The 12,483-nt window shown below is 72.4% G+C and carries 14 protein-coding genes; 8 read left to right on the top strand and 6 right to left on the bottom strand.

Going from position 1 to position 12,483, the window contains the following annotated elements; genetic code table 11:
- The first annotated feature begins 29 nt into the window (after positions 1 to 29).
- Complete coding sequence (locus ABTY59_RS01625) at positions 30 to 749, top strand: SigE family RNA polymerase sigma factor (RefSeq protein ID WP_352016894.1); 720 nt, start codon at positions 30 to 32, stop codon at positions 747 to 749.
- A gap of 159 nt (positions 750 to 908) precedes the next feature.
- Here ABTY59_RS01625 and ABTY59_RS01620 read toward each other — a convergent pair whose 3' ends face one another.
- Positions 909 to 1,604, bottom strand: coding sequence for a uridine kinase family protein (locus tag ABTY59_RS01620; RefSeq protein WP_352016893.1), 696 nt, complete (start codon positions 1,602 to 1,604; stop codon positions 909 to 911).
- 52 nt (positions 1,605 to 1,656) lie between these two features.
- Here ABTY59_RS01620 and ABTY59_RS01615 point away from each other — a divergent pair, with 52 nt between their 5' ends.
- Positions 1,657 to 2,055 (top strand): hypothetical protein, encoded by a 399-nt coding sequence (locus ABTY59_RS01615; protein WP_352016892.1) that lies wholly within the window; start codon positions 1,657 to 1,659, stop codon positions 2,053 to 2,055.
- Here ABTY59_RS01615 and ABTY59_RS01610 read toward each other — a convergent pair.
- Positions 1,988 to 3,496, bottom strand: coding sequence for an MDR family MFS transporter (locus ABTY59_RS01610; RefSeq protein WP_352016891.1), 1,509 nt, complete (start codon positions 3,494 to 3,496; stop codon positions 1,988 to 1,990). The two genes, ABTY59_RS01615 and ABTY59_RS01610, sit on opposite strands and share 68 nt — an antisense overlap.
- Before the next feature lie 2 nt (positions 3,497 to 3,498).
- Complete coding sequence (locus tag ABTY59_RS01605) at positions 3,499 to 3,636, bottom strand: hypothetical protein (RefSeq protein WP_352016890.1); 138 nt, start codon at positions 3,634 to 3,636, stop codon at positions 3,499 to 3,501.
- Between the two features lie 113 nt (positions 3,637 to 3,749).
- On the opposite strand from ABTY59_RS01605, the gene ABTY59_RS01600 reads away from it, so the two are divergent.
- Positions 3,750 to 4,484, top strand: a complete 735-nt coding sequence (locus ABTY59_RS01600) for a TetR/AcrR family transcriptional regulator (RefSeq protein ID WP_352016889.1) — start codon at positions 3,750 to 3,752, stop codon at positions 4,482 to 4,484.
- Positions 4,485 to 4,530: 46 nt separating this feature from the next.
- Here ABTY59_RS01600 and ABTY59_RS01595 read toward each other — a convergent pair whose 3' ends face one another.
- Genes ABTY59_RS01595 through deoC form a run of 3 tightly spaced genes read right to left on the bottom strand, consistent with a single transcriptional unit; the run spans position 4,531 to position 7,815 of the window.
- Positions 4,531 to 5,421, bottom strand: a complete 891-nt coding sequence (locus tag ABTY59_RS01595; protein ID WP_352016888.1) for an aldehyde dehydrogenase family protein — start codon at positions 5,419 to 5,421, stop codon at positions 4,531 to 4,533.
- Positions 5,414 to 6,850 (bottom strand): aldehyde dehydrogenase family protein, encoded by a 1,437-nt coding sequence (locus tag ABTY59_RS01590; RefSeq protein ID WP_352016887.1) that lies wholly within the window; start codon positions 6,848 to 6,850, stop codon positions 5,414 to 5,416. The genes ABTY59_RS01595 and ABTY59_RS01590 overlap by 8 nt, the downstream gene beginning before the upstream one ends.
- Before the next feature lie 5 nt (positions 6,851 to 6,855).
- Positions 6,856 to 7,815, bottom strand: a complete 960-nt coding sequence (deoC, locus tag ABTY59_RS01585; RefSeq protein WP_352016886.1) for a deoxyribose-phosphate aldolase — start codon at positions 7,813 to 7,815, stop codon at positions 6,856 to 6,858.
- 251 nt (positions 7,816 to 8,066) lie between these two features.
- On the opposite strand from deoC, the gene ABTY59_RS01580 reads away from it, so the two are divergent.
- From ABTY59_RS01580 to pstC, 5 genes are all read left to right on the top strand, one after another.
- The gene (locus ABTY59_RS01580) at positions 8,067 to 9,371 is read left to right on the top strand and encodes a hypothetical protein (protein ID WP_352016885.1); all 1,305 of its coding nucleotides are present in this window, start codon (positions 8,067 to 8,069) and stop codon (positions 9,369 to 9,371) included.
- A 137-nt stretch (positions 9,372 to 9,508) separates the two neighbouring features.
- Complete coding sequence (locus ABTY59_RS01575) at positions 9,509 to 10,126, top strand: class F sortase (RefSeq protein WP_352016884.1); 618 nt, start codon at positions 9,509 to 9,511, stop codon at positions 10,124 to 10,126.
- 35 nt (positions 10,127 to 10,161) lie between these two features.
- Positions 10,162 to 10,854, top strand: coding sequence for a PH domain-containing protein (locus ABTY59_RS01570; protein WP_352016883.1), 693 nt, complete (start codon positions 10,162 to 10,164; stop codon positions 10,852 to 10,854).
- A gap of 136 nt (positions 10,855 to 10,990) precedes the next feature.
- Positions 10,991 to 11,362, top strand: coding sequence for a YegP family protein (locus ABTY59_RS01565; RefSeq protein WP_352016882.1), 372 nt, complete (start codon positions 10,991 to 10,993; stop codon positions 11,360 to 11,362).
- A gap of 78 nt (positions 11,363 to 11,440) precedes the next feature.
- Positions 11,441 to 12,481 (top strand): phosphate ABC transporter permease subunit PstC, encoded by a 1,041-nt coding sequence (gene pstC / locus ABTY59_RS01560; protein ID WP_352016881.1) that lies wholly within the window; start codon positions 11,441 to 11,443, stop codon positions 12,479 to 12,481.
- The last annotated feature ends 2 nt before the right edge of the window (positions 12,482 to 12,483 follow it).

Raw genomic sequence — 12,483 nt, 5'->3', positions numbered from 1 at the left:
AACACACTCCAACCGACGGGGGGCGCGAGATGAACGCACTGCACAGCACCACCTCAAGCGCAGTTGTCACGCGTCTCCACGACGTCGTGCGGAGCACGGAGAAGTCCGGCGGTGTGAACGGGCGGGGGTGCGTTCGCAGCGTCGGGCGTCAGCGCAAGGCGCCGTACATGGTGGCCATTGCTGACGGGGGAGCGGCGTACGGGGAGGTCACGGGGGAGCGCACCTGCTCGGAAGCCGAGTTCACGGCTTACGTGCAGGAGCGTCGTGCCTCCCTGTACGCCACCGCCTACCACCTCACCGGTGACCGTTTCGAGGCCGAGGACCTGCTCCAGAGCGCGCTGTTCTCCACGTACCGCGCCTGGGACCGGATCAGCGACAAGGCGGCCGTGGGCGGCTACCTGCGTCGCACCATGACCAACCTGCACATCAGCGCCTGGCGGCGCCGCAAGCTCAACGAGTACCCGACCGAGGAGCTGCCGGAGACGGTCGGCGAGACGGACGCGATGCGGGGCACCGAGCTGCGCGCGGTCCTGTGGCAGGCCCTGGCCCGGCTGCCCGAGCTCCAGCGCACGATGCTGGTGCTGCGCTACTACGAGGGCCGTACCGATCCGGAGATCGCGGAGATCCTGGACATCAGTGTCGGCACGGTGAAGTCGAGCATCTGGCGCTCGCTGCGGCGACTGCGCGAGGACGAGGTGCTGAGCTTCGGCCGTGACGAGGAGGAGTCCTTCGGCGAGCTGGTGGCCTGAAGGCCGGGGGGACGCACCTCCCGGGGCCACGGGGGAAACGGGGCCGCGGGGGTACGGGGGAAACACGGGGGACCGTACGGGGGTACGGGAAGAGCGAAGCGGGTCGTACGAGTCCGGGGGGTCTCGTACGGCCCGCTTCGTGCTGTCCGGGCGGAGGTCCTAGCCCGCCGCCGGCGTGCGGTGGCGGCCCGCCGCCGCTGCCGCCAGGCGGCCCAGCGCCTCGGGCTTCGCGCAGGGGTGGGCGCCCAGGGCGGTCTGCCGGGCGACGATCGCGCGTTCGCTGCGCATCAGGCGCCAGCCGCGGCGCAGCAGCATGGGCACGGACTTGCGGCCCTCGCGCAGGTCGCGCAGGAGCCGCCGGCGGAAGGTCGTGGAAGGCCGTCCGCGCAGGCACAGCGCGTCCGCGAGGACGTCCAGCTCGCGGCAGCGGGTCACGATCTCGGCCGCGAAGATGCCCTCCGCCACGAAGAGCGGGGTCCGGGCGATGTCGAGCGGCTCACGGCCCACGACGGAGCTGGTGGCGATGTCGTACACGGGGACGTCGGTCCGTCCCGTACGGCAGAGGTCGACGATCGCGGCGACGGCGCCGTCCGCGTCCCAGGACCGTGGGGAGTCCCAGTCGATGTCCGCGGAGCCGTCGACGAACGGGAGGGACGGGTCGTCGGCCTCCTTGTAGAAGTCGTCGAGGCGGAGGACCGGGAGGCCGGTGACGGCGGCGAGGGACGACTTGCCGGAGCCGGAGGGGCCCGCGAGCAGGACGACCCGGGTCGGGATCGGTAGGGAACTCACGGAACACCAGTGTGAGGCATTCCCCCGTCCAGGGGACCACCGAGGAAGGCCGTTGGTATCGAGCATCACACCTCGACTACTGTCGGTGCCCGTCCGCTCACCCCCTGGAAGGATCTCCATGGCGCGTCACGCAGAGCCCCGGACCCCCCGCCGCAGTGCCCTGCTCAAGGCCGGTCTCACCGTCACGGCGGCGGGCGCCGCGGTGTTCGGGGCGGGTGCCGGGGCGCAGGCGGCCGCCCCGCTGCCGCTGCCCGTCGACTCGTTGAGCAGGACGGACGCCGGCGCGGCCGGGGCGGGCGCGCTGTCCGGTGTCACCCAGGGGGTGGGCCCGCTGACCCGGCTCCAGCTCGACCCGCTGGCCAACACCGGCGTCGACCCGCTCGACAACGGCCTCGGGACCCAGGTCGCCGACTTCAAGCCGGTCGGCACGAACCTGGTCACCGACCACGTCACGAAGGGCGGGGCAGTGGCCGATCTGCCGGTGGCCGGTCCGCTGACGCGGGGGCTGCTTCCGTAGCGGCCCCCAGCGGGACCTCCCGTACGAGCCAGGCCACGGCGAACGTCAGGGCGCCGAGCGCGGCCGTGCCGAGCAGCACCCCGTGCACCCCGCTCGTCACCGCCGCCCGCAGGCCCTCCCGTACCGGCTCCGGCAGGCGCGCGGCCTGGGGCGGGGTCAGGTTCGGGTCGGTCCCCGCGAGGCGCGCGGTGAAGACGGCGCCGAGGGTCGCGACGCCCAGGGAGCCGCCGAGGGTGCGGACGAGCGTGACGGTGCCGCTCGCCGCGCCCATGTCCCGGGGCGGGGCGCTGTACATCGTGATGAGCAGCGTCGACTGCATGAGGAAGCCCATGCCGGCGCCCAGGACCACCCCGAGTGCGGACGCGGTGGCCGTCGGGGTGTCCCCGTCGAGCAGGAGCAGGGCGAGGGCGCCCGCGGTCATGAGGCCGCCGCCCAGGACCGGGTAGATCCGGTAGCGGCCGTCGCGGGCGATCAGGCGGCCCGTGGCGAGCTGGACGGCGACCATGCCGAGCATCAGCGGCAGCAGGAGCAGGCCGCTCGCCGTCGACGACCGGCCGTGGACGAACTGGAAGTACTGCGGCAGGTAGTTCATCGCGGCGAGCATGCCCGCGCCCACCAGCAGGCTGAGGATCTGCGCCAGGGTGAAGTTCCGGCTGCGGAACAGCCGGGGCGGGATCACCGGCTCCTCGGCGCGCCGCTCGGTCCTGACGAAGAGGGCGAGCGCGGCCGCGGCGGTCGCGGCCAGGGCGAGGATCCCCGGCGAGGTCCACGCGTACCGTGTTCCGCCCCAGGTCGCGAGCAGGGTCAGGGCGAGGATGCCGAGGGTGAGGAGCAGGGCTCCGGCCACGTCCACGCGGGCGCGGACGCGCGGGGTCCGCACGCGCAGCCCGAGGGAGACGAGCAGCAGCGCGGCGATGCCGACGGGCACGTTGACGTAGAAGGCCCAGCGCCAGTTCAGGTGGTCGGTGAGCAGTCCGCCGAGCAGCGGGCCGCCGGCGAAGGCGGCCGGGAGCATCGCGCCGGTGATCGCCTGGACCCGCGGGCTGTCCCGGGGGGAGACGACGGTGCCGATCAGGGCGAAGGCGCCGACCATCAGGCCTCCGGCGCCGACGCCCTGGAGGGCGCGGAAGGCGATGAGCTGGTCCATGCCCTGGGCGAGGCCGGAGAGGACGGAGCCGGCGAGGAAGACGGCGACGGCGGAGAGGTAGGCGCCCTTGCGTCCGTACAGGTCGCCGGCCTTGCCCCAGAGGGGCGTGGTGACGGCGGCGGTGAGGAGGTAGGCGATGACCACCCATGACAGCCGGTCGAGACCGCCGAGTTCGCCGGCGACGGTGGGGAGCGCGGTGCCGACGATCGTGCCGTCGAGGGTGCCGAGGACGATGCCGAGCATGAGTCCGGTGATGCCCGCGTAGGGGACGCGGGTCGTCTGAGGGAGCGTCATGATCAGTCCGTGCACGGCTTGTTGGTGCGGGCGCTGTGGTTGTACTCGGGCGTCACGACGGCGAAGACGTCGGCGGCGGCCGGGCGCGGGGGCGCGGCCCGCAGGAGGGCAATGGCGGCGAGGCGGAGCGGAGTGCTCATGGTTCCCCCTGGAACGGTGATGTGTACGGCGTACGCCGAACGGTGTACAACGTACACGTCGATGTGTACGGCGTCCACGGGGCATACGCTGTACGCGACACAAGGAGGCCGGAGTGGCGAAGAAGGACGGGACGGACGGCGTCTCGCTGTGGGAACGGCTCGATCGGCCCGCGGCGACGCCCAGGGCCTCCCTCACCCCGGGCCGGATCGCCGAGGCCGCGATCGGGATCGCGGACCGCGAGGGATTCGCCGCCGTCACCATGCGGAAGGTCGCCGCCGAGCTGGGTGTCGCGCCCATGGCCGCCTACCGGCACGTCGACGGCAAGGACGAGCTGTGGGCCCTCATGGTCGACCGGGTGTCCGCCGAGCTGGAACCCCCGGAGGCCGCCGAGGGCTGGCGGGAGACCCTGCGGACCTACGCGCACCGCACCCGCGACGGGATGCTGCGCCACCCCTGGCTCGCCCAACTGCCGACGCCGCTCTTCGCCCTCACCCCGAACCGGATGGCCGCCGCCGAGCGCCAGCTGGCCGCACTCGACGGCCTGGGCCTCGACGTCGACACGATGATGGCCGCGTTCCGGGCCGTCGCCTCCTATGTGCACGGAGCCGTGCAGTCGGAGGTCGCCATCGCCCAGTACATGAGGGAGCAGGGCTGGGAGAACGCCGACGAGACACGCCGGGGACTCGCCCCGCAGATGTCGTACCTGCTCGGCACCGGCCGCTACCCGACCTACCGGACGTACGCGCTGGGCGCGGCCCGCAAGGACGACGCGGCGTGGATGTTCCGGACGGGGCTCGACTGCGTCCTCGACGGGGTCGCGGGCCTGATCGAACGCGGCGGCGCGTGACGAACGGCCCCCGGGCACACCCGGGGGCCGTTCGTCAGGGGGACTTCTAGTACGAGGAGCCGCTCGCGCCCAGCGAACCCGTCGGGTGCCAGACCGTCTTCGTCTCCAGGAACGCCGTCATGCGGTCCGTGCCCGGGGACTCGGCGAAGTCCTCGGTACGGGGGCGCAGGACGCGCTTGAGGTTGTCCGCGGCCGCGATCTCCAGGTCGCGGGCGAGATCGCCCGCCGCGCCCGTGAGGTCGATCGCGTTGACGTCCTGGTGGGCCGCGAGGTGCGGGCCCATCTCGGAGGCCTTGCCGGAGAGGATGTTGACGACACCGCCCGGGAGGTCGGAGGTCGCCAGGACCTCGCCCAGGGAGAGGGCGGGGAGCGGCGCCTTCTCCGAGGCGATCACGACGGCCGTGTTGCCCGTCGCGATCACCGGGGCGATCACCGAGACCAGGCCCAGGAAGGACGAGTCCTGCGGCGCCACGACCGTCACGACGCCCGTCGGCTCCGGGGTCGACAGGTTGAAGTACGGGCCCGCGACCGGGTTCGCCCCGCCCACGACCTGGGCGATCTTGTCGGTCCAGCCCGCGTACCAGACCCAGCGGTCGATCGCGGCGTCGACGACCACGGCCGCCTTCGACTTCGACAGGCCCTCCGCGTCCGCGACCTCGCGGACGAACTGGTCCCGGCGGCCCTCCAGCATCTCGGCGACGCGGTAGAGGATCTGGCCGCGGTTGTACGCGGTCGCGCCCGCCCAGCCGCCGAAGGCCTTGCGGGCGGCGACGACCGCGTCACGGGCGTCCTTGCGGGAGGAGAGCGGGGCGTTGGCCAGCCACTTGCCCTTGGAGTCCGTCACCTCGTACACCCGGCCGCTCTCGGAGCGGGGGAACTTGCCCCCGACGTACAGCTTGTAGGTCTTGAAGACACTGAGGCGCGTCACATCAGACATCGAGGTAGGCCTCCAGACCGTGGCGGCCGCCCTCGCGGCCGAAGCCCGACTCCTTGTAGCCGCCGAACGGCGAGGTCGGGTCGAACTTGTTGAACGTGTTGGCCCAGACGACACCGGCCCGGAGCTTGTTGGCGACCGCGAGGATGCGGGAGCCCTTCTCCGTCCAGATGCCCGCCGACAGGCCGTACTGGCTGTTGTTGGCCTTCGCGACCGCCTCGTCGGGCGTACGGAAGGACAGCACCGACAGGACCGGGCCGAAGATCTCGTCGCGGGCGATGCGGTGCGCCTGCGTCACGCCCGTGAAGAGCGTCGGGGCGAACCAGTAGCCGGCCGACGGGATCTCGCACGCGGCGGTCCAGCGCTCGGCGCCCTCCGCCTCGCCCTGCTCGACCAGCGAGCTGATGCGGGCCAGCTGCTCCGAGGAGTTGATGGCGCCGATGTCGGTGTTCTTGTCGAGCGGGTCGCCCAGGCGCAGGGTGCTCAGACGGCGCTTCAGGGCGTCGAGCAGCTCGTCCTGGATCGACTCCTGGACCAGGAGGCGCGAGCCCGCGCAGCAGACCTGGCCCTGGTTGAAGAAGATGCCGTTGACGATGCCCTCGACGGCCTGGTCGATGGGCGCGTCGTCGAAGACGATGTTGGCGCCCTTGCCGCCCAGCTCCAGGGTCACCTTCTTGTCGGTGCCGGCGATCGAGCGCGCGATGGCCTTGCCGACGGCGGTCGAGCCGGTGAAGGCGACCTTGTTCACGTCCGGGTGCGCGACCAGCGCGGCGCCCGTCTCCCCGTATCCGGGAAGGATGTTGACGACGCCCTTCGGCAGCCCGGCCTGGCGGCAGATGTCCGCGAAGAACAGGGCGGTCAGCGGGGTCGTCTCGGCCGGCTTCAGGACGACCGTGTTGCCGGTCGCGAGCGCCGGGGCGATCTTCCACGCCAGCATGAGCAGCGGGAAGTTCCACGGGATGACCTGGCCGGCCACGCCCAGCGGGCGCGGGTTCGCGCCGTAGCCCGCGTGGTCGAGCTTGTCGGCCCAGCCCGCGTAGTAGAAGAAGTGCGCGGCGACCAGGGGGAGGTCCGCGTCGCGGGTCTCCTTGATCGGCTTGCCGTTGTCCAGGGTCTCCAGGACGGCCAGCTCGCGGCTGCGCTCCTGGATGATCCGGGCGATGCGGAAGAGGTACTTGGCGCGCTCGGAGCCGGGCAGCGCGGACCACTTCTCGAAGGCCTTGCGCGCCGCCTTCACCGCGCGGTCGACGTCCTCGACGCCCGCCTGGGCGATCTCGGACAGGACCTCCTCGGTGGAGGGGGAGACGGTCTTGAAGACCTTGCCGTCGGCGGCGTCGGTGAACTCGCCGTCGATGAACAGGCCGTAGTTCGGCGCGATGTCGACGACCGAGCGCGACTCCGGTGCCGGTGCGTACTCGAATGCAGATGCCATGTTGATCAGTCCACCGTCACGTAATCGGGGCCGGAGTAACGGCCGGTCGCCAGCTTCTGGCGCTGCATCAGCAGGTCGTTGAGCAGGCTGGAAGCGCCGAAGCGGAACCAGTGGTTGTCCAGCCAGTCCTCGCCCACGGTCTCGTTCACGAGAACCAGGAACTTGATCGCTTCCTTGGTGTTGCGGATGCCACCGGCCGGCTTCACGCCGATCTGCACACCGGTCTGCGCGCGGAAGTCGCGCACGGCCTCCAGCATGAGGAGGGTGTTCGCCGGGGTGGCGTTGACCGCGACCTTGCCGGTCGAGGTCTTGATGAAGTCCGCGCCGGCCATCATGCCGAGCCAGGAGGCGCGGCGGATGTTGTCGTACGTGGACAGCTCGCCGGTCTCGAAGATCACCTTGAGGCGGGCGCGGTCGCCGCACTCCGCCTTGATCGCGGCGATCTGCTCGAAGACCTCCAGGTACCGGCCCGCGAGGAAGGCGCCACGGTCGATGACCATGTCGATCTCGTCGGCGCCGGCGGCGATGGCGTCGGCGGTGTCGGCCAGCTTCACGGGGAGCGCGGCGCGCCCGGCCGGGAAGGCGGTGGCGACCGAGGCGACCTTGACGCCCGAGCCCGCGACGGCGGCCTTGGCGGTGGCCACCATGTCGGGGTAGACGCAGACGGCGGCGGTCTTCGGGGTCGTGCGGTCGGTCGGATCGGGGTTGACGGCCTTGGCGGCGAGCGCCCGGACCTTGCCCGGGGTGTCCGCGCCTTCGAGCGTCGTCAGGTCGATCATCGAGATGGCCAGGTCGATGGCGTAGGCCTTGGCCGTGGTCTTGATCGAGCGGGTGCCGAGGGACGCGGCGCGCGCCTCCAGGCCGACGGCGTCGACGCCGGGCAGCCCGTGGAGGAAGCGGCGCAGCGCACTGTCGGACGTGGTCACGTCGGCGAATGCGGATGCTGCGGATGCAGTGGTGGGCATGGTCACCAGTCGAGCATATCTACGCGCGTAGCGACCTGTACAGGGGTGCCCCTTCATGGAGCCCGAGGTCACAGGGGGTCCGACGGCGTGGTGACTCCTGTCACACGCCCGTGACATGGAGCGGACGGCTCCCACATACAAGATCATTAGATTCTTTCTCAGCAGCCAGCCAGACCTCACCGGATCAGTCGGACCGAGAAAAAGCGGCATGCGACTCACCCCAGCCACCTACCTGAATCACAGGAGTCGTTATGCGCACCGCCCTTCGCACCGCCGTCGCCACCGCCCTCGTCGCGGGTGTCGCGCTCACCACCCCGGCCCTCGCCGTCGGTGCCGCGTTCGCCGCCGACGGCCCGGCGGCGGTGAAGCCGGCCGGTACCACCGGAACGGTGGTCAAGCCCGGCGGCGAGTCCGACTCGGTCAAGCCCGTCGTCACGGTCACGCCGGCCGCCGGCACCGCCGGAGCGGCCGAGCCGGCCACCACGGTCAAGCCCGTCGTCGAGCCGACCGGAAAGGCAGCCGACAAGCCCTCCGACACGGCGGCGGACGCGGCGAAGGGCACCCTCGTCCGGACCGAGACCCTGATCGGCGGCACGATCGCCAAGATCTACAAGGTCAAGGACCAGAACCACCGCGCCGAGCTCTTCCACCAGGGCAACCCGGTCGGCGTCCTGGAGGCGATCACCCGCTCCGTCGCCGGCAACGACAACGGCGAGTTCTTCGTCCTCAACCCGGACGGCACCACCTACAACTGGCAGCGCAACTACGTCCCCGGCGCCACGCCGGGCGTCTACCGCCTCGCCGACGGCACCGTCCTCCAGCTCGCCGAGAAGGACGGCCGCTTCGGACTCCAGCTGATCGAGAACGGCAAGGGCCGCGGCTACACCTACGTGACCGGCTTCCGCTCCGTGTGGACGTACGGCAAGGCCGTCGTCGTCCTGGAGCAGGGCGGCGGATTCGCCGCCTACATCCCGGGCTCGTCGAAGCAGGCTGCCCCGGAGCTCGTCCCCGGCGGCACCAAGCCCACCCCCGGCCCCGTCGTCACCGTCGGCAAGTGCACCGTCCAGCAGGACATCCCCTCGGTCTTCGCGCTCCTCACCGTCACCCTCACCAACGACCTGGAGAAGGGCCCGAAGGCCGTCCTCAAGGACGAGGCCGGCAAGCCGATCGTCACCGTCGACCGCGCGCACCCCGGCGACACCGGCGCCGGCCTCATGATCAAGGGAGCGAACACCACCACCCCGCAGGTCGGCCAGCGCACCCAGGGCGGCGACACGCCGTACCAGTGGACCGCCTTCCCGCGCCTCCCCAAGGGTTGCGAGAAGGGTGCCGAGCCCACCCCGGCGCCGTCCGTCACCACCCCGGCCACCGGCGTCACCGTGCACAACGGCGGCCAGACCTCCGTCGTCCCGCAGGGCGGTGTCGCGGCCGGCGCCGAGTTCGGCGCCGAGGGCGACTCGACCGCGCTGATCGCCGCCGGTGCCGGGGCGGCCTCGCTCGCCGCCGCGGGCCTCGGCTTCGTCGTCCTGCGCCGCCGGGCCGGCTCCCGCGCCTGATCCGGTACGGCAGCTCCGCCTCTGATCCCGTACCACCCCTCCTCCCGCTCCGACCCGAGCAGGAATCACCCCACCCCGGGCCGGTCGCCGCCTCCACGCGGCGGCCGGCCCCACCCCGTCCCGTCCGGAGCCGTCCCGTGAGCCGTCGCCCCGCCCTCCTCCTCGCCGCCGCGCTCCTCGCGCTCACCGGGTGCTCCGCCGGAGGCGAGACCCCGTCCCCCACCCCGCCCGCCCACATCGCGCGGGACGCCGCCCCCGCCCCGAAGACGGCTGCCGCGCCCGTGAAGCCGCTCGCGCGGTCCCTGCCGGTGCGGGTCCGGGTGCCCGCCGCCGGGGTCGACGCCGGCCCGGTCCTGGACCTGGGCCTCAACGCCGACGGCACCGTCGAGGTGCCCTCGGTCGGGGACGCCGACCGCATCGGCTGGTACGACAAGGGCGTCACGCCCGGCGAGACCGGCCCCGCCGTCCTCATCGGCCACTTCGACACCGTCCGGGGGCCCGCCGTCCTCAAGAACGTCTCCCGGGTCCGGGTCGGCGACGAGATCACCGTGACCCGCGCCGACGGCACCACCGCCGTCTTCCGGGTCAGGGAGCTGGAACAGGTCGACAAGGACGCCTTCCCGACGGTCAAGGTGTACGGGAACACCACCCGCCCGGAGCTGCGCCTCGTCACCTGCGGCGGGGAGCTGACCGACGGCCACCGGCCCGACAACATCATCGTGTACGCGGATCTCGTGGCCGCGCGGGCCGCCTGAGGCCCGCACCCGGCCGCTGAGGCACAATCGGCGGCATGACGACCCCCGAGCCGACCCCCGAGCCCAGCCACGAGCCGAGCCACGAGTCGACCCCCGCACCCGAGCAGCCGCCCGCCGCGCCCGCCACCGCCGACAAGGTCTACCGGTCGCCCCTCGGCGTCGCGGGCGGGGTCTTCCTGCTGCTCCTCGCGGCCCTGTTCGCCGGGGACGCGATGATCAGGGGCGAGGGCCGCACCCCCTGGCTCGCGCTCGCGGGCCTCGTCCTCGCCGTCCCGCTGATCGTCGCCTTCACGATCCGGCCGGCCGTGTACGCCAACGGGGAGCGGCTCCGCATCCGCAACCCGTTCCGGTCGATCACGCTGCCCTGGGCCGCGGTCGCCGACGTCCGCGCCGGCTACTCCAGCGAGGTCTTCACCCAGGACGGCGCCAAGTACCAGCTGTGGGCGATCCCCGTCTCGCTGCGCCAGCGGAAGAAGGCCGCCCGCCAGGCCGCCCGCGCCTCCCAGGACGATCCGCACGGCCGTACCTCCGTCACCGCCGACGTACGGGACACCGCCTCCCGCATCGCGCCCAGCGACAAGACCGTCGCCGACCTGCGCGACCTCGCCGAGCTGCACGCCGGGGACCCGGGCGCGCAGGGCGAGCCGCGGGTGCGGTGGGCGTACGAGATCGTCGGCCCCGCGGTGGCCGGGCTGCTGCTGCTCGTGATCCTGCTCGCGACGGGCTGAGCCGCCGCCCGCTTCCGGGCCGGATGTCCTAGGGGCAACGGCCCGGTGAAGCGTGCGACCCCGCACATCGTTTAACGCCCAACTGTCACGTCCGTCTCCTTAGATTGCCCCTGCCGAGACTGTGGGGGTGGGGGCGATGACCAAGGGAACCGGTGTGTCCGGGACGCGTTGTCTGGTCGACGTGGGGGCCGACGGACGGTACGGATGGCGACTCGTCGCCCAGAACGGAAGGGTCGTCGCGCGGTCGGGGGGCTGCCACGACGACCACGCCGACTGCCGCGCGGCCTTCGCCGCGCTGTGCGCGGGGCACGCGGCCATGACCGGCGGGGTCCAGCACACCGCCGGCGGCAACGGCTGGGTGTGGCTCCTGCGCGACGCCGAAGGGCGCACCGCCGCCCTGTCCGGGCGGTCCTACGAGCGCCACTCCACCTGCCGCACCGCCTATGACCGCTTCCGGGCCCTGATCGCCGTCGAAGGTCCCAGATGGGCTTCGACTGTCTTACGGTGAACGGAAGTTGCCCCGCGCACGCCCCTCGTTCACGTCGCGTCGCGGACGAGTCAACCGGGCCGGACTTGTGTCCTTCCCGTGACGACCGAGACGACCGAGACCCTCGACCCGCCGCCGGGCAGACCGGTGGACCAGCGGCCCGCCGACGCGCCGAGGCGGCTCCACGCCGACCGCGGCCTGCCCGACCGGGTCTTCCGCACCGTCGCCCGCGCCGGCGGCGGCCTCGTCCTCGCGGTCATGCTCCTCGTCGGCGGCTTCCTGCTCCACCGCGCCTGGCAGGCACTCGACCGCGCCGGACCCTCCTTCCTCAGCACCGAGACCTGGGAGCCCGACGCCGGCCGCTTCGGCATCGCCGCCGTCCTCCTCGGCACCGTCCTCATCGCCCTCGTCGCGATCACGGTGGCCGTCCCGCTCGCCACCGGCGCCGCGCTCTACATCTCCGAGTACGCCCCGCCCCGGCTGCGCCGCACCCTGATCTCCACCGTCGACCTCATGGCCGCCGTGCCCTCCGTCGTCTACGGCCTCTGGGGCGTCTTCTGGCTGGAGGAGTCGATCCTCCCGATCGCCCGCTGGATCGCCACGTACCTCGGCTGGATCCCGTTCCTCCGCGTCGACGGCGCCGACCCGGACGACCCGCTCGCGCCGCCCACCGTCTACACCTCGTCGACCTTCGTCGCCGGGCTCGTCGTCGCCATGATGGTCGCGCCGATCATCTGCTCGATCATGCGCGAGGTCTTCTCCCAGGCGCCGGCCGGTGAACGCGAGGGCGCCTACGCGCTGGGCGCGACCCGCTGGGGCATGATCCGCAGCGTCGTCCTGCCCTTCGGCAAGGGCGGCATGATCGGCGGCACCATGCTCGGCCTCGGCCGCGCGCTCGGCGAGACCATCGCCGTCTACATGGTCATCTCGCAGGTCTTCACCGTCCAGTGGCACGTCCTGCAGACCGGCACCAGCTCGGTGTCCTCCCTCATCGCCCTGCGCTACGGCGAGGCCACCCCCTTCGGCATGTCCGCGCTCATGGCGGCCGGCTTCGCCCTCTTCGTCATGACCCTGATCGTCAACTTCGCCGCCTCGTCCATCGTCGCCCGCAGCCGCTCCGGCGCCGCCAGCGACGCGTAACA

This window comes from Streptomyces sp. NPDC096079, assembly GCF_040303145.1.
Lineage (GTDB): Bacteria > Actinomycetota > Actinomycetes > Streptomycetales > Streptomycetaceae > Streptomyces.
The sequence above is the reverse complement of the archived record's forward strand: the minus strand, read 5'-3'. Positions and strand labels throughout refer to the sequence as shown.